The 22156-nt window shown below is 73.9% G+C and carries 20 protein-coding genes and 1 pseudogene; 13 read left to right on the forward strand and 8 right to left on the reverse strand.

Annotation, left to right across the window (positions count from 1 at the left end; translation table 11 throughout):
• The first annotated feature begins 109 nt into the window (after positions 1-109).
• Positions 110-757 (forward strand): HU family DNA-binding protein, encoded by a 648-nt coding sequence (locus GA0070604_RS06270; RefSeq protein WP_091115614.1) that lies wholly within the window; start codon positions 110-112, stop codon positions 755-757.
• Positions 758-885: 128 nt separating this feature from the next.
• A complete protein-coding gene (locus GA0070604_RS06275) occupies positions 886-2940 on the forward strand; it encodes an endonuclease/exonuclease/phosphatase family protein (protein ID WP_091115617.1) in 2055 nt (684 codons plus the stop codon).
• Positions 2941-3010: 70 nt separating this feature from the next.
• Here GA0070604_RS06275 and GA0070604_RS06280 read toward each other — a convergent pair whose 3' ends face one another.
• From GA0070604_RS06280 to cofC, 3 genes and pseudogenes are all read right to left on the reverse strand, one after another.
• Positions 3011-3892 (reverse strand): NUDIX hydrolase, encoded by an 882-nt coding sequence (locus tag GA0070604_RS06280; RefSeq protein WP_091115620.1) that lies wholly within the window; start codon positions 3890-3892, stop codon positions 3011-3013.
• 40 nt (positions 3893-3932) lie between these two features.
• Positions 3933-6233 carry an RNA degradosome polyphosphate kinase gene (locus tag GA0070604_RS06285; protein ID WP_377594326.1) on the reverse strand — a complete coding sequence of 767 codons (2301 nt, stop codon included), beginning with the start codon at positions 6231-6233 and terminating at the stop codon, positions 3933-3935.
• 276 nt (positions 6234-6509) lie between these two features.
• Positions 6510-7100 (reverse strand): annotated as a pseudogene (gene cofC, locus GA0070604_RS33345) (2-phospho-L-lactate guanylyltransferase); the annotation flags it as partial.
• Positions 7101-7233: 133 nt separating this feature from the next.
• On the opposite strand from cofC, the gene GA0070604_RS06295 reads away from it, so the two are divergent.
• The 4 genes from GA0070604_RS06295 to GA0070604_RS06310 all read left to right on the forward strand — a co-directional run bounded on the left by GA0070604_RS06295 (position 7234) and on the right by GA0070604_RS06310 (position 11166).
• Entirely contained in the window at positions 7234-7968 is a 735-nt protein-coding gene (locus tag GA0070604_RS06295) for a lysophospholipid acyltransferase family protein (RefSeq protein ID WP_091115624.1), read from the forward strand.
• Between the two features lie 76 nt (positions 7969-8044).
• Entirely contained in the window at positions 8045-9052 is a 1008-nt protein-coding gene (locus tag GA0070604_RS06300; RefSeq protein WP_091115628.1) for an NAD(P)H-dependent glycerol-3-phosphate dehydrogenase, read from the forward strand.
• Positions 9053-9062: 10 nt separating this feature from the next.
• Entirely contained in the window at positions 9063-10178 is a 1116-nt protein-coding gene (locus GA0070604_RS06305) for a cystathionine gamma-lyase (protein ID WP_091115634.1), read from the forward strand.
• Positions 10179-10380: 202 nt separating this feature from the next.
• The gene (locus GA0070604_RS06310) at positions 10381-11166 is read left to right on the forward strand and encodes a putative protein N(5)-glutamine methyltransferase (RefSeq protein ID WP_091115638.1); all 786 of its coding nucleotides are present in this window, start codon (positions 10381-10383) and stop codon (positions 11164-11166) included.
• A 95-nt stretch (positions 11167-11261) separates the two neighbouring features.
• On the opposite strand, the gene GA0070604_RS06315 is transcribed toward GA0070604_RS06310, so the two are convergent.
• Together GA0070604_RS06315 and GA0070604_RS06320 are read right to left on the reverse strand one after the other, a co-directional pair.
• Positions 11262-11459 (reverse strand): DUF397 domain-containing protein, encoded by a 198-nt coding sequence (locus GA0070604_RS06315; protein ID WP_091115642.1) that lies wholly within the window; start codon positions 11457-11459, stop codon positions 11262-11264.
• A 7-nt stretch (positions 11460-11466) separates the two neighbouring features.
• The gene (locus GA0070604_RS06320) at positions 11467-12312 is read right to left on the reverse strand and encodes a helix-turn-helix domain-containing protein (RefSeq protein ID WP_091115645.1); all 846 of its coding nucleotides are present in this window, start codon (positions 12310-12312) and stop codon (positions 11467-11469) included.
• A 273-nt stretch (positions 12313-12585) separates the two neighbouring features.
• On the opposite strand from GA0070604_RS06320, the gene GA0070604_RS06325 reads away from it, so the two are divergent.
• Together GA0070604_RS06325 and GA0070604_RS06330 are read left to right on the forward strand one after the other, a co-directional pair.
• On the forward strand, positions 12586-12813 hold the full coding sequence (locus GA0070604_RS06325; RefSeq protein WP_091115649.1) for a hypothetical protein: 228 nt from the start codon (positions 12586-12588) through the stop codon (positions 12811-12813).
• A 182-nt stretch (positions 12814-12995) separates the two neighbouring features.
• Positions 12996-14096 (forward strand): D-alanine--D-alanine ligase family protein, encoded by a 1101-nt coding sequence (locus tag GA0070604_RS06330; RefSeq protein WP_091115652.1) that lies wholly within the window; start codon positions 12996-12998, stop codon positions 14094-14096.
• Between the two features lie 25 nt (positions 14097-14121).
• Here GA0070604_RS06330 and GA0070604_RS06335 read toward each other — a convergent pair whose 3' ends face one another.
• A complete protein-coding gene (locus GA0070604_RS06335; protein ID WP_208601977.1) occupies positions 14122-14784 on the reverse strand; it encodes a DUF3515 family protein in 663 nt (220 codons plus the stop codon).
• The gene (locus GA0070604_RS06340) at positions 14785-15018 is read right to left on the reverse strand and encodes an Lrp/AsnC ligand binding domain-containing protein (RefSeq protein ID WP_018786298.1); all 234 of its coding nucleotides are present in this window, start codon (positions 15016-15018) and stop codon (positions 14785-14787) included.
• Positions 15019-15180: 162 nt separating this feature from the next.
• On the opposite strand from GA0070604_RS06340, the gene GA0070604_RS06345 reads away from it, so the two are divergent.
• The 3 genes from GA0070604_RS06345 (at position 15181) to GA0070604_RS06355 (ending at position 17743) form a co-directional block, all read left to right on the forward strand.
• Entirely contained in the window at positions 15181-16128 is a 948-nt protein-coding gene (locus GA0070604_RS06345; RefSeq protein ID WP_091115656.1) for a thiamine-phosphate kinase, read from the forward strand.
• A gap of 63 nt (positions 16129-16191) precedes the next feature.
• Positions 16192-16659 carry a GNAT family N-acetyltransferase gene (locus GA0070604_RS06350; protein ID WP_091115658.1) on the forward strand — a complete coding sequence of 156 codons (468 nt, stop codon included), beginning with the start codon at positions 16192-16194 and terminating at the stop codon, positions 16657-16659.
• A 448-nt stretch (positions 16660-17107) separates the two neighbouring features.
• On the forward strand, positions 17108-17743 hold the full coding sequence (locus tag GA0070604_RS06355; RefSeq protein WP_091115661.1) for a C39 family peptidase: 636 nt from the start codon (positions 17108-17110) through the stop codon (positions 17741-17743).
• Positions 17744-17889: 146 nt separating this feature from the next.
• Here the strand turns inward: GA0070604_RS06355 and rpmB are convergent, their stop codons facing one another.
• The gene (gene rpmB, locus GA0070604_RS06360) at positions 17890-18081 is read right to left on the reverse strand and encodes a 50S ribosomal protein L28 (RefSeq protein ID WP_073832489.1); all 192 of its coding nucleotides are present in this window, start codon (positions 18079-18081) and stop codon (positions 17890-17892) included.
• A 238-nt stretch (positions 18082-18319) separates the two neighbouring features.
• Between rpmB and GA0070604_RS06365 the strand changes: the two genes are divergently transcribed.
• Together GA0070604_RS06365 and recG are read left to right on the forward strand one after the other, a co-directional pair.
• Complete coding sequence (locus GA0070604_RS06365) at positions 18320-19936, forward strand: DAK2 domain-containing protein (protein ID WP_091126936.1); 1617 nt, start codon at positions 18320-18322, stop codon at positions 19934-19936.
• Complete coding sequence (recG, locus tag GA0070604_RS06370; protein WP_091115665.1) at positions 19933-22134, forward strand: ATP-dependent DNA helicase RecG; 2202 nt, start codon at positions 19933-19935, stop codon at positions 22132-22134. Before GA0070604_RS06365 ends, recG begins: the two co-directional genes overlap by 4 nt.
• The last annotated feature ends 22 nt before the right edge of the window (positions 22135-22156 follow it).

A 22156-nucleotide genomic window follows, 5' to 3' on the forward strand; every position in this document is an offset into this window, starting at 1 on the left:
TACGACACAAGGCCTTTTTTCCACCGAATGTTTGTGTCCCGGCAGCGCAGGGCATACCGTGCGCGCAGAATGGCTCGCGTCGAGTCAGTTGCACAATCGGGAGGAAGTCGTGAACAAGGCCGAGCTCATCGAGGCGCTCGCCGTTCGCCTGGGGGACCGGAAGACGGCGACGGCCGCGCTCGACGCGGTCCTCGCTGAGGTCCAGGCGGCGGTCACCAAGGGCGAGAAGGTGGCGATCACCGGATTCGGAGCGTTCGAAAAGCGTATTCGGGGTGCCCGAACAGCGCGCAACCCGCGGACAGGTGAGGCGGTGAAGGTCAAGAAGACCTCCGTTCCGACCTTCCGTCCGGGCGCTGGGTTCAAGGAGATGGTGGCCAGCGGCAAGGTGCCGAAGGCCACGGCCGCAGCCAAGAAGATTGCCGCCGCCGCGAAGACCACGGAAGCGAAGGCGGCCGGGGCCAAGGCGGCCGCGGCGAAGAAGACCGCCGCGGCCGGCGCCGCCAAGAAGACCACGGCGGCGAAGGCCACCAAGACCACCGCCGCCAAGAAGGCCGCGCCGGCGAAGAAGGCCGCCCCGGCCAAGGCCGCGGCGGCGAAGAAGACCGCCGCCGCCAAGAAGACCACGGCGGCGAAGAAGACCACGGCGGCGAAGAAGACCGCCGCCGCCAAGAAGACCACCGCGGCGAAGAAGACCACCGCCGCCAAGAAGGCGCCGGCGAAGAAGGCGCCGGCCAGGAAGACCGCCGCCCGGCGTTGACCGTCGCGGCCTGAGGGCGCCCACCGTTCGCGGTGGGCGCCCTTTTCGTGGCTACGCGTTGACCCTCCAGGGGCCGGGCCCGCAGAATCCTCGTGCCGAACACCCCCTCGGTCACGAGAAGAGGCGTCGTGCGCCACCGCCATCTCCCCACCGTCGTGCTGGCCCTGGGCGTCGTGGTCCTGCTCGACCTGCTGCGGGTGTGGCTGCCCGCAATCATCACCATCTTCGGGCAGGCGGCCGACACCCCGGCTGAACTCCTCGGCGCCTTCGCGCTCGCCTGGTTCCTCGTCGCGTTCGCCGCTCCGCCGGTCGTACGCCGGCTCGGTCCCCGTCCGGTGGGTCTGGTCGCGGCCGGGGCGCTGGCCGCCGCCCGGCTCGCCCTGACCGCTGCGCCCGGCGGCCAGCCGCAGCTCTGGTTGGCCTGCGCCGGGCTGCTCGCCGGCCTGGTCTGGCTCGCCGCCACCGCCGCCCGCACCGACCGGCCGGTCCCCGGACTGGTGCTGGGCCTGGCGGGTAGCGCGGTCGGCCACGCGCTGCTCGGCACGGTGGACCTGGTCTGGCGGGACGGCTGGCTGGCGTGGCCGCTCAGCACGCTGCTGGTCGGGGCGTTTCTGGCCGCCCAGACGCGTTCCGTACCGCCGATCGGGGCGACGGGGGCACCGAGCGGCCGGGGTGGCGTACGAGCCTGGCTGTTGGCCGGTCCGGCGATGCTGCTGGCCGGTCAGGTGGCGCTCTCCCCGGCACTGTGGAGCACCGCCGAGTCCTACGGCCATGTCTCGCGGGGCTTCGGGCCAAGCTCGTCGGACTTCCCCGGGCTCGGCCTGCCGCCGGAACACGTTTCGGCCTTCGCCCCGCTGGCGGCCGGGTTGTTCCTCTGGGCGGCGTTCACCCGGCCACCGCGGGGCCTCGCGCGGGCGCTCTGGCCGGGCGCGTTGCTGGCCGGAGCGGTGCTCTTCGCCGCCGGCTGGGCCGGTTGGCTGCGGCCGGCGTACGTGCTCGTCGCCGCGGGTCTCGCCGGTTGTCTCGCGCTCGCCGACACCCATCCCGTCGGCGCGACCCGCGCGAACATTCCGGCTGGCGGGCACGGTGCGGATGGCGCCGACAACGGGACCGACCCGGGCGTGGATGCCGGGATCCTCCCGGGCCACGGTGGCGGCCGAGGCTCGGCGCGGCCCCTGACCCGCACCGGACGGCCGGCCCCCGGCTGCTCGCGGCGCGGCTACGCCGCCGTCGGCGGGATGCTGCTCTTCGCCGTCTCGTCGATCGTCTACTACGCGGCCTACGACCTCGGCTACCCCAACGGGTGGGTGCCGGTGGGGGTGGCCGTACTCGTCGCCGTGGCCGCCGTCACCGGGCGGCCCGCCGCGCCGCCCGCCCTGTCGGGCGCGGCACTGGCCTGGGCGTTCATCGGGGTCACGCTGCTGACCTTCGTGGCCGGTGAGATCCACCGACCGGTGCCGACGGCTGCGCCGGGCGGCGGATCGCCGGGAAGCGTACGGGTGGTGGCGTACAACATCCGGATGGGTTTCGGGCTGGACGGGCGGCTCGACCTCGACGGACTGGCCCGGGCGGTCAGCGGGGAACGACCCGACGTGGTGCTGCTCAGCGAGGTGGACCGGGGCTGGCTGCTCAACGGCGGCCACGACACGCTCGCGCTGCTGGCCCGACGGCTGCGGATGCCGTACGTCTTCGCACCCGCGGCCGATCCGCTGTGGGGGGACGCGGTGCTGAGCCGTTTCCCGGTGCGGTCCGGCCGGACCCGACCCCTCGCCCCGCACGGCGCGCCGACCGGGGCGCAGGCCCTCGGCGTCACGCTCGACCTCGGCGGGCGGGAACTCGCCGTGGTCGCCACCCACCTGCAACCGCCGCCCGGGCAGGGGCCGGTGGCCCAGGCCCGCGAGGTCGCCGCCTTCGCCACCCGGTACGCGGCCGGTCGTCCGCTGGTGCTGGCCGGCGATCTGAACACCGAGCCCGGCGAGCCGGCGTTCGGCGAGTTCACCCGGGCCGGTCTGGTCGACGCCCTGGCCACGGCCCGCCCGCTGCCGACCAGCCCGGCCGACGACCCGCGCGAGCAGATCGACCACGTTCTCGTCTCGCCCGGCGTCGCCGCCAGCGCGGTGACGGCACCGCGTACCACGGCCAGCGACCACCTGCCGGTCGCGGTGACCCTGGCCCTGCCCTAGCCTCGCCGCCCGAATTCGGTGTTAACAAGGGGACCTGGCTCTACCAGAGGCGTTAACAGGGGGCCCCTCCTTACAGGCGGTCGGCGGCGAGGAGGCGGTCGCCGGTGAAGGCGAGCAGCCAGCCGCCGCCCTTGGCGGTGGTGAAGTCGTCTGCCCGGCCGGTCAGCCGCTCCAGCAGGCCCGGGATCACCTTGCCCTGGCTGCACACGGCGACCGGTTCGCCGGCGACGGCCAGCGTGGTGATGAGCGCCGCGGCGGCGAGGACGCACTCGTCCGGCTGCTGGCCGGGCTTTGGCTCGTCCAGGTCGCCGGTCACCTCGATCGGCAGGTCCAGCAGGGCGGCGGCCGGATCGAGGGTCTGCACGCAGCGGCGGGCCGAGGCGGCGAGCAGGCGTACCGGGCGGACCACGGCCACCAGGTCGGCCAGCGTCCGCGCCTGCGCCCAGCCCTGGGCGTCCAGCGGCCGGCCGTGGTCCGGGCCGGTCCAGGTGCCCCGCTTGCCGGCGTGCCCGTGCCGGACCAGCAGCACGGTGCCGGTCACCGGCGGCAGCGCCGCGAACGCGGCGATCACCTCGGCGTCGTGCGGGTAGCTGACCCGGCGTACCGCCTCGTCGACCCCGAGCCAGCGCACCTCGTCGACCTCGGTGTCGGGCTGGAAGCCGCCGGTCGCGGCGGCCCGCATCGACCAGTAGTCGACCGCCTTCGGCCGCCCCTCGCTGCGGTAGTGGACGGTGGGCAGGCGTACCTGCGGCACGGCCCGGACGTCGGTCTCCTCGGCGACCTCGCGTACGGCGGCCCGCAGCGAGTGCTCTCCGGCGTCCAGCTTGCCCTTGGGCAGCGACCAGTCGTCGTACCGGGGGCGGTGCACCAGGCACACCTCGACGCCGTCCGCCCCCGGGCGCCAGGCCACCCCGCCCGCTGCCCGGATCCGCACCGGCTCCTCGTCCGTCACCCGCTCACCGTAAGCCCGGTCCGAGCCGACCGTGGCCCGCTCACCCCGCCGTCCCGCCCACCCGGTGCAGCAGCAGGTCCTGCAGGTGCGTCAGCGGCTCGTCGGGGGTGCCGGTACGCCGGCTCCAGCTACCGTCCCCGGCCAGCTCGAACGCGTCCACCTCCGGGCTGAACGCGGCGGTCAACACGTAGTCGAGTTCGGCCCGGGCCACCGGGTCGCTCACCTGTACCAGCGCCTCCACCCGGCGGTCCAGGTTGCGGTGCATCAGGTCGGACGAGCCCATCCAGAACTCGCCGTCGCCGTTGTTGCCGAACCGGAAGATGCGCGAGTGCTCCAGGAACCGGCCGAGGATCGAGCGGACCCGGATGTTCTCCGACAGCCCCGGCACCCCTGGCCGCAGCGTGCACATGCCCCGGATCAGCAGGTCGACGTGCACGCCGGCCTGGGAGGCCCGGTACAGCGCGTCGGTGATCTCCTCGTCCACCAGGGCGTTCACCTTGAACTGCACCAGGCCCGGCATGCCGAGCCGGACGTGCGCGATCTCCCGCTCGATCCGCTCGATCAGGCCACTGCGGATGCCCTGCGGTGCCACCAGCAGTCGCCGGTACGCGGTCTGCCGGCTGTAGCCGGTGAGCACGTTGAACAGGTCGGTCAGGTCGGCGCCGATCTCCGGATCGGCGGTGAGCATGCCGAAGTCCTCGTAGGTCCGGGCGGTCTTCGGGTGGTAGTTGCCGGTGCCGATGTGGCAGTAGCGGCGGATCTGGTTGCCCTCCTGGCGTACCACCAGGGCGGTCTTGCAGTGCGTCTTCAAACCGACCAGGCCGTAGACGACGTGGCAGCCGGCGCGTTCCAGGGTGCGGGCCCAGCCGATGTTCGCCACCTCGTCGAAGCGCGCCTTCAACTCGACCAGCACCACCACCTGCTTGCCGGCGGCGGCCGCGTCGACCAGCGCGTCCACGATCGGGGAATCGCCGCTGGTGCGGTAGAGGGTCTGCTTGATGGCCAGCACGCCCGGGTCGGCGGCGGCCTGCTCGATGAAGCGCTGCACGCTGGTGGCGAACGAGTGGTACGGGTGGTGCACCAGCACGTCCCCGTCGCGCAGGGTGGCGAAGACGCTGCGCGGCACCTCGCCCTCGGTGAGCCGGGGGTGGGTGGCCGGCACGAACGGCGGGTCCTTGAGCTCGGGGCGGTCGGCCTCGCCGTACACCTGCCAGAGCGCGGAGAGGTCCAGCAGGCCGGGCACCCGTAGCACCTCCTGGTCGTGCATGTCCAGCTCCCGGACGAGCAGCTCCAGCATCCGGTCGGAGATCGAGGCGGCCACCTCCAGCCGGACCGGCGGGCCGAAGCGCCGCCGGGCCAGCTCCCGTTCGAGCGCCTGGAGCAGGTCCTCGTCGCGGTCCTCGTCCACCTCCACCTCGGCGTTGCGGGTCACCCGGAACAGGTGGCACTCCACCACCTGCATCCCGGAGAAGAGCTGCCCGAGATGCACCGAGATGAGGTCCTCCACCGGGATGAAGCAGACGCCGGGCGCGTCCCGGGCCACCCGGACGAACCGGGGCACGTTGTTGGGCACCTTCACCCGCGCGAACAGCTCCGAACCACCGTCCGGCTCGCGCACCGACACGGCGAGGTTCAACGACCGTCCCGAGATGTACGGGAACGGGTGCGCCGGGTCCACCGCGAGCGGGGTGAGCACCGGGAAGATGTGCTCCCGGAACCAGGTACGCAGCCGCTCCCGTTCCGGGTCGTCCAGCTCGGCCCAGCGCAGGATCCGGATGTCCTCCTCGGCCAGCCTCGGCAGCACGTCGTCGACGAAGCAGTTGGCCTGCCGGGCGACCAGGTCGGCGGCCTTCGCCGCGATCAGCTCCAGCTGGGTACGCAGCGGCAGCCGGTCGCCGCCGCGTACCGGCAGGCCGGCGGAGAGCCGGCGCTTCAGCCCGGCCACCCGCACCATGTAGAACTCGTCCAGGTTGCTGGCGAAGATGGCCAGGAACTTCACCCGCTCCAGCAGCGGGGTACGCGGGTCCTCGGCCAGCGCCAGCACTCGGGCGTTGAAGTCGAGCCAGGAGAGTTCCCGGTTGAGGAACCGGTCCTCGGGCAGCGGCTGCGCCGCCGCCCGCTCGGCGTACGGGCCCGGGCCCTCGACCGGGTCGAGCGCCTCCTCCAGGCCCGCGGAGGCGGCCGCGGCGTCCAGGTCCGCCGGGTCGACGGCGAGGTCCTCCTCCGGCGCGCGGACCCGGCGGAACCGGCCGTCGGCGCCCCGGGCCGGGATGCCGTTGCGGGGCGACTCGGGGTCGGGGATGTGCTGCGTGCTCTCGGGCTGCTCGCGAGGGGTGCTCACCACCTCATGATTCCCCGATTGCGGTGAACGGAAAATGAACTCGGGGCAGGTTGCTCAGGCCATCGTCGGCAACGTCACGCGGACGATCTCGCCCGCCGCGTCCCGTTCGATCCGGACCCGCTGGCCGAGCCGGAGCAGCCGCAGCCCGGAGGCGTCGAAGGCGCGGGCCGGGAAGGGCAGCTCGGTGCCGTCGTCCAGGAGCAGCACGCCGCTGCGGGTCGACGCGTCGTAGGTGGCCACCGTGCCCTGCATGCCAGCACCGTACCCGAGCGGTCCGCCGAGCAGTCCCGCCGTGCGCGGACCGGGGCTCAGCCGCGCGACAGCGGCCAGGTCGGCGGCGGTGTCCACGTCCCGGCGCAGGGTCGGCCAGTCGCCGCGCAGCGGCAGCGCCCCGCTCGCCGCGTGCGCCGCCGCCGAGCCCATCCCGAACCGGGGGTCCAGCGGCACCCCGGCCGGCGCGGCGAGCAGCACGGTGCCGCTGCCCGGGGCGTCGGCCACGAACCCGCGTACCCCGGGCGGGCCGGTCGGGACGGCCCGCAGCGCCGCGGCCAGCTCGGCCGGTCGCAGCGCGGGCAGGTCGGCGGTGAGGCCGGCCACCGCGGCGCGCGGGCCGGCGACCGCCGCGCCCCGCCGGAACGCGGCGTTCAACCCGCCGGCCGGGTCCGGCAGCACCCGCGCGCCGGCCGCCGTCGCCTCCGCGGCCACCCGCGCGTCGTCGCTGACCACCAGGATCTCGCCGACGGCCGGGCAGGTCCGCACCGCGCGGACCGTGTCGGCCACCAGCGCCAACGCCAGCTCCTCATGGGGTACGGCGGGCAGCGCGCCCCGCAGGCGGCTCTTCGCCGCCCCGAGGCGCTTCACCGGCATCACCACGGTCCAGGTCGGCTCGGGCACGTGACCATCCTGCCAGTCGGACGGCGGTACCCTCACTGGCCGGACCCAGGGCGAGCAGGCATGATTTCGTCGCGGGCGTGTGGGTCGGGCGATTCGAGGAGGCAGGGTGGCACCGCGGAGGCTCGGGTTCTGGCAGTGGCTGGCCGTGGTGCTGGTCAAGCCGCCGTTGAACGTCTGGACGCGGCGCACCTGGCGGGGCATGGAGCACCTGCGCCACCCCGGCGGCATCATCATCGTGCCGAACCACGTCGGGCACACCGATCCGCTGGTCGCCGCGCACTTCGTCCACGACGCCGGGCGCTGGCCGCAGTTTCTGGGCAAGGCCAGCCTGTTCCGGATACCGGTGATCGGCTGGATCCTGTACCGGTGCAAGCAGATCCCGGTGGAGCGCGGCACCGTCGAGGCGGCCAAGTCGCTGGACAAACTGGTCGCCGCGGTGCAGGCGGGCGGCGCGGTGGTGATCTACCCGGAGGGGACGATCACCCGCGAACCGGACCTCTGGCCGATGCGGGGCAAGACCGGGGCGGCCCGGCTGGCGCTGGCCACCGGCGCGCCGGTGATCCCGGTCGCCATGTGGGGGCCGGAGAGGATGTTCGAGCCGCGTACCGGCCGGCTCAGCCTGCGCCCGCGGATCCCGGTGACCGTGGTGGCCGGGCCGCCGGTCGACCTGAGCCGCTGGGCGGACGCCACCCCGTCCCGGGCGGTGCTGGAGGAGATGACCGACACGATCATGCTGCGGATCCGGGACATGGTCGCCGAGATCCGTGGCGGCACCCCGCCGCCGCTGTGGGAGCGTCCCGCCCGGACCCGTACCCCCGGCAAGGGCGAGGCGACGGAATGAGCGAGCGGGGCGAGCGAATCGGCCGGCTCGGTGCGGTGGTGCCGCATGGCGTCGCCGACCGTAGGGAGGCGACGGCATGAGTGGGCATGTCGCGGTGCTGGGGGCGGGGTCGTGGGGTACGGCGTTCGCCAAGATCCTCGCGGACGCCGGCCGGGACGTGACGATCCTGGCCCGGCGGCAGTCGGTGGCCGAGGTGATCCGGACCGAGCGCCGCAATCCGGACTACCTGCCGGGCGTGCGGCTGCCCGACCGGGTCACCGCGACCGGCGACGCCGAGGAGGCGATCGTCGGGGCGGAGGTGGTGGTGCTCTCGGTGCCGTCGCAGACGCTGCGCGGCAACCTCGCCGGGTGGACCCCGTACCTGGCCCCCGACGCCACGCTGGTCTCCCTGATGAAGGGCATCGAGCTGGGCACCACCAAGCGGATGAGCCAGGTGATCATGGAGACCGCCGGGGTGCCGGCCGACCGGGTGGTGGTCGTCTCCGGGCCCAACCTGGCCCCGGAGATCGCCGCCGAGCAGCCCGCCGCGACCGTGGTCGCCGGCACCGACAGCCGGCGGGCCGCCCTCGTCCAGTCGTCGATCCGGACGCCGTACTTCCGCCCGTACACCAACGACGACGTGATCGGCTGCGAGCTGGGCGGAGCGGTGAAGAACGTGATCGCCCTGGCGTACGGGATCGCCACCGCGATGGGCTTCGGCGACAACACCCGGGCCATGCTGATGACCCGGGGTCTGGCCGAGACCGCCCGGCTGGGCGTGGCGCTCGGCGCCGACCCGATCACCTTCGCCGGGCTGGCCGGCATGGGCGACCTGGTCGCCTCCTGTTCCTCCCCGCTGGCCCGGAACCGGACCTTCGGCGAGCACCTGGGCCGGGGGGAGACCCTGGAACAGGCGCAGGCGGCCACCCGGCAGACCGCCGAGGGCGTGAAGAGCTGCCTGTCCATCCGGGACCTGGCCCGGGCGAACGGCGTGGAGATGCCGATCACCGAGCAGATCGAGCGGATCTGCCACGAGGGGATGGACCCACGGCTCGCCGTGGACGCCCTGATGAGCCGGACCGCGAAGCCCGAGTCCTACGAGTGAGGCGGGAATCATGAGCGACTGGGGTGACGGCACCCGTAGCGTGCACGCCGGGCTGCCCGCGCCGACGCCGGGGGAGCCGTTCCTGCCCGGCCCGGTCTTCGCCGCGCCGTACCACCTGGACCCGTGGCAGGGGCCGGCGGCGGCACCCAACGGGTACGGCCGGCCGGACAACCCGACCCGGCGGCTGCTGGAGGCGGCCATCGGCGAGCTGGAGGGCGGCGACTGCCGGGTCTTCGCCAGCGGCCAGGCGGCCATCACCGGGCTGCTGCTGGCCCTGCTGCGCCCCGGCGACACCGTGCTGCTCCCCGCCGACGGGTACTACACCGTGCGGGCCTTCGCCGCCGGCACGCTGGAGTCGTTCGGCGTACGGACGCTCCTCGCCCCGACCGCCGGGCCGTACCCGTCATTCGACGGTGTCCGGCTCGTGCTGCTGGAGACCCCGGCGAATCCGGGCCTGGATGTCGTCGACGTGGCGGACGTGGCCGACCGGGCGCACGCGGCCGGCGCGCTGGTGGCGGTGGACAACACCACCGCCACCCCGCTCGGTCAGCGCCCGCTGGACCTCGGCGCCGACGTGGTGGTGGCCTCCGGCACCAAGGCGTTGACCGGCCACTCCGACCTGGTGCTCGGGTACGTGGCGACCCGCTCCGCCGAGCTGCTCGACCCGGTGACCACCTGGCGCATGACGACCGGCGGGGTGCCCGGGGCGTTCGACTGCTGGCTGGCCCACCGCTCGCTGGCGACCGTCGACCTGCGGCTGGCCCGGCAGACCGCCAACGCGGAGGCGCTCGCCCGGCTGCTCGCCGGCCGTGCCGACGTGACCGGTCTGCGCTGGCCCGGGCTGCCGGGGGATCCGGCCTATCCGGTCGCCTCGGTCCAGATGCGACGGATGCCCGGGGTGCTCTCGTTCGACCTGGGCGACGCCGACCGGGTGGCCCGGTTCCTCGACGCGTCGCGCCTGGTCGCCGCCGCCACCTCGTTCGGCGGGGTGCACACCACGGCCGACCGGCGGGCCCAGTGGGGCGACGACACCGCCCCCGGCTTCGTCCGGCTCTCCTGCGGCATCGAGGACACCGCCGACCTGGTGGCCGACCTGACCGCCGCACTGGATGCCAGCGCGGCCTGACCCCGCAGGGTGGACCGTACGCCGGGGCGGCGCGGCGCCGCCGGCTCGGCTATCGTGACGGGCAGCCACGGCCCACCCGGGCCTCGACCGAAGGGGGTGAGTCCGATCCACCAGCGAAGGACCGGCGCTCCCTCCGAGTCCGCGTCGCCTCGGGAGTAGGCGACGCCGGGAGCGCCGACGAGTGTTCCCGAAGGGCATCCCCATGGCACCGTTCCATCCCGACCGTCCCGCCCTCGTCAGCCGGCTGCGCGCCGCCGGCTGCGTCTACGCCGAGGACGAGGCGGACCTGCTGATCGCCGCCGCCGACTCGGCCGAGGCACTGATCGATCTCGTCGACCGCCGGGTCGCCGGCCGGCCGCTGGAGCATCTGCTCGGCTGGGCCGAGTTCTGCGGCCTGCGGGTCGCCGTCGACCCCGGGGTGTTCGTGCCCCGCGGGCGTACCACGCTGCTGGTGTCCGCCGCCGCGGCGGCGGCCGGGCCGGCCCCCGCCGTGCTCGACCTCTGCTGCGGGTCGGGTGCCGCCGCGCTGGTGCTGCACGGCCGGCTCGGTCCGCGCTGGCTGGCCGCCGCCGACATCGACCCGGCCGCGGTGGCCTGCGCCCGACGCAACCTCGCCCCGCTCGGCGTGCCCGTCTACCAGGGCGACCTGTTCGCGCCGGTCCCGTCCGAGTGGCGGGGCCGGCTCGACCTGGTGGTGGCGAACGCCCCGTACGTGCCGAGCGGCGCGGTGGCGCTGATGCCGGCGGAGGCGCGGCTGCACGAGGCGCCGGTGGCCCTGGACGGCGGCGCGGACGGGCTGGCCGTGCTGCGCCGGGTGGCGGCCGGCGCGGCCGAGTGGCTGGCCCCGGGCGGGCACCTGGCGGTCGAGGTGAGCGTCGCGCAGTCCGAGGCGCTCTGCGCGGTGCTGACCGGAGCGGGCCTGGTGCCGACGGTGGTGCACGACGAGGACCTGGACGCCACGGCCGTCACCGCCCGGCGGCCCGCCTGAGCCACGGCGCGTCGGCGGGAGGGACGCCGGTCGGCCCGGGGCGCATGCGGGTGCCCTCGCCGCCCGCATCCGTCGTTCACGCCTGCGCGGGTGGGTCAGCCGAGCGGCGGTGCGGTGGTGAAGGCCGCCCAGGCGGCCGGGGAGAAGACCAGCACCGGGCCGGCCGGGTCCTTGGAGTCGCGCACCGCGACCGCCTCGGGCAGCGACGCCATCTCGACGCACGCGCCCGCGTCGCCGCTGTGGCTGCTCTTGCGCCAGCCGGTGACCGGCTGGCGGCTGTTCGTGCCGTTCATCGTGGTTCTACCTCTCGTCCAGTAAGCGGAGGAGCTGTTCCCGGCTGGCCGCCGGGCTCAGCGCCACGGTCCGCAGGTGCTCCATGATCTTGGTGCAGGTACGCAGGTCCTCCGGCCGGTCCAGGACCATCTGCCCGGCGACCGTCTCCACGGAGGCGATGATCGGGTCCTCCGGGTCGGCGAACTCCAGGATGTGCAGGGAGCCGCGGGTTCCCCGGTGATAACCGGCGGCGAGGGGGATCACCTGCACGGTGATGTTGGGCAGCTCGCCCATCTTCAGCAGGTGCCGTAGCTGCCCCTCCATCACGGACCGGTCGCCGACCGGGCGCAGCAACGCGCCCTCGTCGATGATGGCGTCCAGGATCGGCGGATCGTCACCCGTGAGCCGCTGCTGCCGGTCGAGTCGCAGGTGGACCCGTTGCTCCACCTGCTCGTCGCTGAGGGTGTGCGGGCCGCCGCGCATCACGCCGCGGATGTAGTCGGCGGTCTGGAGCAGGCCGGGCACCACGGAGGGCTCGAAGTTGGCGATCCCGGTCGCCTCCGCCTCCAGCGCGATGAAGTCGATGGTCCGCCGGTCCAGCAGGTACGAGTAGGAGACCCACCAGCCGGGCTTGCGGGCGTCCTTGGCCAGTTGCACCGCTGCGGCGATCTCGTCCGGGCTCACCTCGTAGAGGGTGAGCAGGGCGCGCACGGTGGCCGGACTGATCAGCGTCTGGGCGTTCTCGTACCGGGACAGGGTGCTCCGGGTGCTGTTGATCTCGTCGGCCGCGACTTCCAGGGTCAGGCCGGCGGCTTCCCGGTGGGTACGCAGAGCGATGCCGAGCCGTCGGGCCCGGGCGGTCTTCGGCGCCATGTATCGATGGTCGCACATTCGATGGGAAAGTGGGCATGAGAGAAGATCGATGAGAGTTGCATTCATGTGTACCAACATGTCAGTCTGTGATCACGTCCTCACCGCCGGTTGTCGTGGCGACGGTGGTGGTGAGCGACCGGAGGGACGGGGTGCGCGGTAGTCGGGTTGTTCTCCCCCCATGGTCCGACCGCCGCGTGCCCCTTGCCCCGGAGCGGGCGGGAGGGGGCGCGCAATGACGGCGACGGCCTGCCGCCCCGGACCGGCGGTGCGCCGGTGACCCGTTTCCTCGTGGTCCTCACCGACGTCCGGCCGCTCGACGGCGGGGCGCGCAACGAGCGGACGAGCCCGGAGCGCCGCCGGCAGGTGGTCGGGGTGGACGGCCGGGAGGCGGCGGACCGGATCGCCGGCGCCTTCATGGCGCTCGGCATGGTCCGCGCAGGGCGGCAGCGGGTCAAGGTCCTTGCAGTCGGGCGCCGTCCAGACGGGCTCCGGAGCGTCTGAGCCGCATCCCGCCCGGTCGCGGCCCGATTACTCACCGTATAAGATTCGTTGCCCGGATCGGTTCACCCACCCGTCTCCCCGGGTATCGACCACCCGCGCTCGCCACGCACAGTAAGGTCAACCGGGTGAGCGCCACGGGCGAGCACGGCCAGCCGCAGTCGCGACCGAAGAGGTGACCACCAGTGACCACGCCAGGCAAGACCCGTGTGGCGATCGTCTTCGGCGGCCGTAGCCCCGAGCACGGCATCTCCTGCGTCAGCGCGGGCAGTGTGCTGGACGCGCTGGACCCGGACGAGTTCGAGGTGGTGCCGGTCGGCATCACCCGGCGGGGCCAGTGGGTGCTGGCCAGCGGCGACCCGAGCCAGCTCGCGATCCAGGACCGCAAGCTGCCGGAGATCACCTCCAGTTCCGGGGCGGAACTGGTGCTGCGCGCGGACCCGGCGGCGGGCGGCCTGATGGTGCTCGACCCGACCCAGGGCCCCCGGGCGCTGGCTGACGTGGACGTGGTCTTCCCGGTGCTGCACGGCGCGTACGGCGAGGACGGCACCATCCAGGGCATGTTGGAGATGGCCGACATCCCGTACGTCGGGGCGAACGTCTTCGCCTCCGCGGCCGCCATGGACAAGGAGTTCACCAAGAAGCTCTGCGTCGCCGAGGGCATCCCGGTCGGCCCGTACGTGGTGCTCCGCAACGGGATGACCATGACCGAGGAGGACAAGGAGCGGCTGGGCCTGCCGGTGTTCGTCAAGCCCTCCCGGGCCGGCTCCTCCTTCGGCATCACCAAGGTCGACGACTGGTCGCAGCTCGACGCGGCGGTCGCCACCGCCCGCGAGATCGACACCAAGGTGCTGGTCGAGGGCGCGGTCGTCGGCCGCGAGATCGAATGCGGCGTGCTGGAGGGGGAGGCCGGCGGTGCCCCGGAGGCGTCGGTGCTGGCCGAGGTGCGGATGATCGGCGGCCACGACTGGTACGACTTCGAGGCCAAGTACATCTACGCCGACGAGGTCTGCGAGTACGACGTCCCGGCGAACCTGCCCGAGCGGGTCACCCGCCAGGTGCAGGAGTACGCCGCCCGCGCGTTCACCGCCCTGGACTGCTCCGGACTGGCCCGGGTCGACTTCTTCGTCACCCCCGAGCTGGACGTCTATCTCAACGAGATCAACACCATGCCCGGCTTCACGCCGACCTCGATGTTCCCCCGGATGTGGGCGGCCAGCGGCCTGGAGTATCCCAAGCTCGTCAACCGCCTCATCCGTACCGCCCTGCGCCGCGCGGGCCGCTGACCGGGGCGACCCGCACGGCGGGTGGTCAGGAGGAGCAGCCGGAGGGCGCGGTCTTGGCCGACGGGACCGTGGCGACGATCGTGTCGGAGATCGGGGCCACCCACTGGAGCGGCTGCTCGTACGCCTTGGGCAGCCGGACCCGGACGGGAACCTCCCGGTCGACGGTGGTCAGCACCGCGCCGTCGGCCTCCTCCACCGGGTGCCAGCAGACCCCGTTGACCCGCCACACATCGCCGGTCGCGGGGAGGCAGCCGTCGGTCGGCTGGTCGGTCGACGTGGCGGCGGGCGCGGGGCACACCTTGAGCGGCGGGATGCCGCCGCAGGCGACCGTCAGCGCCGGGTCGCCGTACGCGGCGTTCTGCTCGGCGCCGGCGGTGACCGGGCGCTGGTTCAGGTCGCGGACGCTCGCCGGAAGCTGTGACATCAGGGCGCGGCACACTGTCGCCGGCCGTTCCGCCAGGGCCGGCGCCGGCATCTCGACCGGTGCGGTCGACTGCGGCCGGACGGCGGTCGGCGACGCGCTCGGCGTGGCGGCTGGCTCATCGGGGGAGAACTTGGCGAAGGTGAACCCGGCCACCGCCGCGGTGACCGGCACGGCGACCAGGGTTGCCCAGAGGGCGGCGCTGCGGGTGCTCCGGTCCCGGCGCGGAGTTTCGTCGGGAGCGGGGGAGGAAGTGATCTCGTCCACTTACAGGCGCACCACCGAACACGTGAGGGTGCGGGTGATGCCGGGCACCATCTGCACCTTGCTGACGATGAGTTTGCCAAGCTCGTCGACGGTGTTCGCCTCGGTGAGCACGACCACGTCGTACGGCCCGGTGACGGCGTCGACCCGTACCACGCCGGCAAGGTCCGCGATCTGACCGGCCACGTCACGCGCCCGACCGACCTCGGTCTGGATGAGGATGTACGCCTGTACCACGACTCGACCTCCGTCCGTCGCCGACTGGGGCGACCCGAAGGGTGAAACTACCTTACGGAGCAGGCCAGATCCCTATCGGTGGCCGGCTGGACGCGGTGAGCGAGGACACGCCGGGGCGTGGTGCGGGAATGTGAAGACGGAAGAGCGCGACGAGGGGACGGCATGACAGTCGCGGGTGTCGGGGAGTTCGGGCTGATCGACCGGGTGACGGCCCGGCTGGCGTACGGGGAGAGCTGTCTGCTCGGCCCGGGTGACGACGCGGCGGTGGTCGCGGCCCCGGACCGGCGGGTGGTGGCCTCCACCGACGTGCTGGTGGAGGGGCGGCACTTCCGCCGGGACTGGTCCGGGGCGCGGGACATCGGGCACCGGGCGGCGGCGGCCAACCTGGCCGACATCGCGGCCATGGGCGCCACCGCGACCGCGCTGCTGGTCGCCCTCTGCATCCCGGCCGAGCTGGAGCCGAGCTGGGCGGAGGAACTGGCCGACGGGCTGGGCGCCGAGGCGGCTCTGGTGGGGGCGGGTGTGGTCGGCGGGGACATGTCGTCCAGCCCCATCATCACGATCGCGGTGACCGCCCTGGGCGACCTGGCGGGCCGGCCGCCGGTGGTCCGTTCCGGGGCCCGCCCGGGCGATGTGGTGGCGTTGGCCGGGCGGACCGGCTGGGCGGCGGCCGGCTACACCGTGCTCTCCCGGGGCTTCCGGACGCCCCGGCTGCTGGTCGAGGCGTACCGCCGCCCCGAGGTGCCGTATCGAGCCGGCCCGGAGGCGGCCGGGCACGGCGCCACCGCCATGATCGATGTCTCGGACGGGCTGCTGGCCGACCTGGGGCACGTGGCCAAGGCCAGTGGGGTGGCGATCGACGTGACCCGGGACGCGTTCGAGGTGCCCCGGCAGATGCGCGACGCGGCCCAGGCGTTGGGCGTCGACCCGTACTCGTGGATCCTGGCCGGCGGCGAGGACCACGCCCTGGCGGCGACCTTCCCGGCCACGGCGGCGCTGCCGACCGGGTGGCGGCCGATCGGGCGGGTGGCCGAGGGCGCCGGGGTCACCGTGGACGGCGCGGCGTACGACGGCCCCACCGGATGGGACCACTTCCGCCGTACGGAGTGATCTGCGACCGACGTGTGCCGGGCGGGTCGGGGTGGAGCGGTCTCCGGTCGTAGCCTTCATCACGTGAGCGAGATCGAGATCCGGCCGCGGCGCTTCGACGCGCCCGAGTCGCAGGCGTTGATCCGGGCGGCCCTGGCCGACCTCGGCGAGCGGTACGGCGGCAGCGGCGACGAGACCCCGGTCGACGCGGCGGAGTTCGCGCCCCCGGCCGGTGCCTTCCTGGTCGCCTACCTCGACGGGCAGCCGGTGGGCTGCGGCGGCTGGCGCAGCCACGGCGACGACGGCGCGACGGCCGAACTGAAGCGGATGTACACCGCGCCGGCGGTCCGGGGGCGGGGCGTCGCCCGGTCGGTGCTCGCCGCAGTCGAACGGTCCGCGCGGGAGCAGGGCCGCAAGCGGATCATCCTGGAGTGCGGTGACCGGCAGCCCGAGGCGATCGCGATGTACACCTCGGCCGGCTACGAGCGGATCCCGAACTTCGGCTTCTACAAGGACGAGCCGGGCTGCCTCTCCTTCGGCCGCACCCTCTGACCCCGCCCCGCTCCGCCCCGCCCGCTTGATCGGCTCCATGTGCGGCATGTGGTGGTCTCCGGCGTCCGGAAGACCACCACATGCCGCATCCTGCGTGACCCCCAACGGACTGCGGCACCCCGCCCGCGCCGAATGTCCGGTCTGGGTGGGATGGGTGGGTTCGCGGGGTGGGGTGTCCCGTGGTCGGGGCCACCCGTGGGCCGGAATCATGCGGGGGGTCGGGGCGTTGTACATGGCTGACCGTGCCGCACCCCCCGCGCCGGTCACCCCGCCCGACGAAATCGGGCCGCCGGCCCGGCGGAATGACCCGCCACCGCCGGTCGTTACACCACCCGGGCCACCCGAGCAGGCCACGCCGCCGGACCCCCGAAGACTTCCCCCCTCCTGCGTGACACCCGCACCCCCCTGTCGCGGGCCTGTCGCGAACCCCCAACGAAAGGCTTTTGTCATGCGTACCGACATCCTGCGCAAGACCACCCTGACCGTCGCCGGTATCGCCGCCACCGCCGGTGGGATCGCCGGCCCTGCCATCGCCGCGCACGCCGCCGACAAGCCCGCCCCCAAGCCGGCCGCCGAGCGGGAACTCCACGTCCGCTACCAGGCCCAGCCCAACTTCTACTACTGCGGCCCCGCCGCCGCCCGTAACGCCCTCTCCGTCCAGGACAAGAACATCGACGTCGACACCATGGCCAAGGAGATGGGCACCACCGAGAACGGCACCAACAGCATCAACGACATCACCCCGGTCCTGAACAAGGAGACCGGCAAGACCGACGCCTACCACTCGGTCGAGATCCGTGACAGCAAGGCCGACGACAAGCAGACCGACAAGCTGCGCACCGACATCGTCCGCACCGTCGACGACGGCCGCGCCGTGGTCGCCAACATCGCCGGCACCGCCACCGACACCGACGGCAACACCCACTCCTTCGAAGGCGGCCACTACATCAGCGTCGTCGGCTACCACGACAACGGCAAGACCGTCACCATCGCCGACTCCGCCAACCCGAACACCGCCTCCTACCGGATGAGCGTCGACAACCTCGCCGACTGGATCGCCACCCGCGGCTACAGCACCTCCTGACCGGCAACCGCTGACAGGAGCGAACACGAAGGGCCCGACCCCCACAAGGGGTCGGGCCCTTCGTCGTACGCCTCGCGGGCACGACAGAAGCCGGCGGACCGATCGGGTCCGCCGGCAACCGACGAGTGTTGGGTGGCGCTACCGCGTCAGGCGCGGGTGACCTTGCCGGCCTTGATGCACGACGTGCAGACCTGCATCTTCTTGGTGGTGCCGCCACCGGCCGGGGTACGCACCGACTGGATGTTCGGGTTCCAGCGGCGGTTGGTCCGCCGGTGCGAGTGGGACACGTTGTGGCCGAAGCCCGGCCCCTTGCCACAGACGTCGCACACGCTAGCCACGGGATACTCCTGGGTTTGAAACGTTCATGAGGTCGCCGCCAGGCGCTGCCCGGGCAACCTGGTCAGGTTACCCGATGACATGCCGGTACGCCCAACCGGACCCGGCTGGAAGCGATGGAGACCTGCCCAGCGTACCGGTGGGGCAGGGCGGCCGGTCAGCGGCCCCGGCCCGGCGGACACGCCGACGCGGACCGGGCGACCCCGGCGCGTGTCGGTGCGCGCCAGTAGGCTTCCGGTCGTGCTGGACTCCCTCGACGCCGCCGCGGTACGCCGCTGGTGCGCGAGCGGGCTGGCCGCCCTCCAGCGGCACCAGGGCGAGGTCGACGACCTCAACGTCTACCCGGTCCCGGACGGCGACACCGGCACCAACCTGGTGCTCACCCTCACCTCCGCGCAGCAGGCCCTCGCCATGGACCTGGACACCCTGCCCGACGACGGGCACACCCCGCACGGGCACGCGCTGCGGCTGATGGCCCAGGGCGCGCTGCTGGGCGCGCGGGGCAACTCCGGGGTGATCCTGTCGCAGATCCTGCGTGGTCTCGCCGACGCGCTGGCCGCCGCCCCGGCGGTCCGCGGCCGGCAGTTCGCCGCCGGGTTGGCCGCCGCCACCACTGCCGCCTACGCCGCCGTCGCCCACCCGGTCGAGGGCACCCTGCTCACCGTGGTCGCCGCCGCCGCACGCGCCGCCGAGCAGGCGGACAGCGACGACCTGCGCAGCGTGGTGCGGGCCGCCGCGGCCGGTGCCGCCCGCTCGCTCGCGCGTACCCCGGAGCAGTTGCCCGCGCTGGCCCGCGCCGGTGTGGTGGACGCCGGCGGGCGCGGCCTCTGCCTGCTGCTGGACGCGCTGGTCGAGGTGGTCACCGGGGAGAGCCCCGAGCAGCCGCCGCCCGCGCGGCCCACGGTCCGCCCGCCCGCCACCGCCGTCCGGGAGACCGGCTCCCCGGCGTACGCCTACGAGGTGCAGTACCTGCTCGACGCCACCGACGAGGCGGTGGCCCGGCTGCGCGCCGAGCTGGACCCGCTCGGCGACTCGCTCGTCATCGTCGGCGACGGCAGCCCCGGCGGCGGCACCTGGAACGTGCACGTGCACGTCAACGACGTCGGCGCGGCGATCGAGGCGGGGGTCGTCGCCGGCCGCCCGCACCGGATCACGGTGACCCGGTTCGCCGACCAGGTCGCGCTGCCCGCGCCGGTCCCGCTGCCCGACGGCCGGGCGGCCGTGGTGGTGGCCACCGGCGCCGGCATCGCCGAGCTGTTCGCCGCCGAGGGGGCCACCGTGGTGCCGGCCAACCCGTCCACCGGCGAACTGCTCGACGCGATCCGGGCCACCGGGGCGGCCCGGGTGGTGGTGCTGCCCAACGACCCCAACACGCAGGCGGTGGCGAGCACCGCCGCGCGCGAGGCGCACGGGATCGGGGTGAAGGTGAGCGTGGTGCCCACTCGCTCCCCGGTGCAGGCCCTCGCCGCGCTCGCCGTGCGCGACCCGTCCCGGCGATTCGAGGACGACGTCATCGCGATGGCCGAGGCCGCGGGCGCCTGCCGGTACGCCGAGGTCTGCCATGCCGGCCGGGAGGCGCTCACCGTGGCCGGCCCGTGCCGGCCGGGCGACGTGCTGGCACTGGTCGAGGGGGAGGTGCACCTCATCGGCGCCGACCTGGTGGCCACCTGCACCGCCGTGGTCGACCGGATGCTCGGCGGCGGTGGTGAGCTGGTCACCCTGCTCCGCGGGGCGGACGCCCCGGCCGGGCTGACCGACCGGGTACGCGAGCACGTCGAGCGTTCCTGGCCGTTCGTGGAGGTCCAGGCGTACGAGGGCGGGCAGCCGCACTATCCGCTACTGGTGGGGGTCGAATGACGAGCGAACCGGCCACGGTCGACACGCCACTGAAGAAGCTGGTCGGGGAGAAGACCGCCAAGGCCCTGGCCGGCCACCTCGACCTGCACACCGCCGGCGACCTGATCTACCACTTTCCCCGCCGCTACGACGAGCGCGGCGAGCACACCGACATCCGCTCGCTGGACGTGGGGGAGCAGGTCACCGTGCTGGCCCAGGTGCAGCGCACCGCCGTACGACCGATGCGCCAGCGCCGGGGCAGCCTGCTGGAGGTGACCGTCGGGGACGGCTCCGGCGGCGTACTCACCCTCACCTTCTTCGGCAACCAGGCGTGGCGGGAGCGGGAGCTGCGCCCCGGCCGGTGGGGGCTGTTCGCCGGCAAGGTCACCGAGTTCCGGGGCAAGCGACAGCTCAACGGCCCGGAGTACGTCCTGCTCGGCGAGGGCGGCGACGGCGAGGCGGCGGCCAACGAGGAGGTCGAGGAGTTCGCCGGGGCGCTGATTCCGGTCTACCCGGCCGCCGCGGCGGTGCCGACCTGGGTGATCGCCCGCTGCGTGCGGGTCGTGCTGGACACCTTCACCCCGCCGGAGGACCCGCTGCCGGCCACCGTCCGGGCCACCCGGAACCTGGTCGGCATCGGGTCGGCGCTGCGTGAGATCCATCGACCGTCCACCAAGGAGGAGCTGTATCGGGCCCGGCGCCGGCTCAAGTGGGACGAGGCGTTCGCCGTGCAGCTCACCCTGGTGCAGCGCAAGCACCGGGCGGCGGCCTGGCCGGCGCGGGCCCGGCCCGCCAAACCGGGCGGCCTGCTGGACGCGTTCGACGCCCGGCTGCCGTACGAGCTGACCGCCGGCCAGCAGGCCGTGGGCCGGGAGATCGCCGCCGACCTGGCCACCGCGCACCCGATGCACCGGCTGCTCCAGGGCGAGGTGGGCTCCGGCAAGACCGTGGTCGCGTTGCGGGCCATGCTCCAGGTGGTCGACGCCGGTGGGCAGGCGGCGCTGCTTGCCCCGACCGAGGTGCTCGCCGCCCAGCACCACCGGGGCATGCTCGACCTGCTCGGCCCGCTTGCGCAGGCCGGCGAGCTGGGCGCGGCCGACAACGCCACCCGGGTGGAGCTGGTCACCGGATCGCTCGGCGCGGCGGCCCGGCGGCGGGCGCTCGCCGAGGTGGCCGAGGGGCGGGCCGGCATCGTGCTGGGCACCCACGCCCTGCTCTACGAGGGGGTCGACTTCCACGACCTGGGCCTGGTGGTCGTCGACGAGCAGCACCGGTTCGGTGTGGAGCAGCGGGACGCGCTGCGCGCCAAGGCCGACCAGCCGCCGCACGTGCTGGTCATGACCGCCACCCCGATCCCGCGTACGGTCGCGATGACCGTCTACGGCGACCTGGAGGTCTCCACCCTCTCCCAGTTGCCGCAGGGGCGTTCGCCGATCGCCTCGCACGTGGTGCCGGCCGCCGAGAAGCCAGCCTTCCTCGACCGGGCCTGGCGCCGGTTGCGCGAGGAGGTCGCCGCCGGCCACCAGGCGTACGTGGTCTGCCCGCGTATCGGTGAGGGACCGCAGAGCGACGAGGAGGCTCCACGCGAGGACGACAACGGCCGCCGGCCGCCCCTCGCGGTGACCGAGGTGGCGCCGCTGCTCGCCGAGGGCCCGCTGCACGGGCTGCGGATCGGCGTACTGCACGGGCGGCTGCCGGCCGACGAGAAGGACGCGGTGATGCGCTCCTTCGCCGCCGGCGATCTGGACGTGCTGGTGGCGACGACGGTGGTCGAGGTGGGCGTGAACGTGCCCAACGCCACCGTGATGATCGTGCTGGACGCCGACCGGTTCGGCGTATCCCAACTGCACCAGTTGCGCGGGCGGGTCGGTCGGGGCTCGGCCGCCGGCCTCTGTCTGCTGGTGACGGAGGCGGTGGAGGGCTCGTCGGCCCGGGAGCGGTTGGACGCGGTCGCTTCGACCACGGACGGCTTCAAGCTCGCCGAGCTGGACCTGGAGCAGCGCCGCGAGGGCGACGTGCTGGGCGCGACCCAGTCCGGCCGCCGGTCCCACCTGCGATTGTTGTCGCTGCTGCGGGACACCGACCTGATCCGCGACGCCCGCGCCGAGGCGATCGCCCTGGTCGAGGAGGACCCGGAGCTGGCCCGGCATCCCGCCCTGGCCGCCTCGGTCGCCGCCCTGGTCGACGAGGAACGCGCCGAGTACCTGGAAAAGGGCTGACGGCGCTCTCGCCGCCTGGCGT

It is taken from the genome of Micromonospora eburnea, from assembly GCF_900090225.1.
Classification (GTDB): Bacteria; Actinomycetota; Actinomycetes; order Mycobacteriales; family Micromonosporaceae; genus Micromonospora; species Micromonospora eburnea.

What these genes read in the sequence shown, in the direction of transcription:
- GA0070604_RS06300 (WP_091115628.1), top strand. Translation starts at nt 8,045, where the DNA reads ATGAGTGGGCATGTCGCGGTGCTGGGGGCGGGGTCGTGGGGTACGGCG.
- GA0070604_RS06305 (WP_091115634.1), top strand. Translation starts at nt 9,063, where the DNA reads ATGAGCGACTGGGGTGACGGCACCCGTAGCGTGCACGCCGGGCTGCCC.
- GA0070604_RS06310 (WP_091115638.1), top strand. Translation starts at nt 10,381, where the DNA reads ATGGCACCGTTCCATCCCGACCGTCCCGCCCTCGTCAGCCGGCTGCGC.
- GA0070604_RS06315 (WP_091115642.1), bottom strand. Translation starts at nt 11,459, where the DNA reads ATGAACGGCACGAACAGCCGCCAGCCGGTCACCGGCTGGCGCAAGAGC.
- GA0070604_RS06320 (WP_091115645.1), bottom strand. Translation starts at nt 12,312, where the DNA reads ATGGCGCCGAAGACCGCCCGGGCCCGACGGCTCGGCATCGCTCTGCGT.
- GA0070604_RS06345 (WP_091115656.1), top strand. Translation starts at nt 15,181, where the DNA reads ATGACAGTCGCGGGTGTCGGGGAGTTCGGGCTGATCGACCGGGTGACG.
- GA0070604_RS06355 (WP_091115661.1), top strand. Translation starts at nt 17,108, where the DNA reads ATGCGTACCGACATCCTGCGCAAGACCACCCTGACCGTCGCCGGTATC.
- recG (WP_091115665.1), top strand. Translation starts at nt 19,933, where the DNA reads ATGACGAGCGAACCGGCCACGGTCGACACGCCACTGAAGAAGCTGGTC.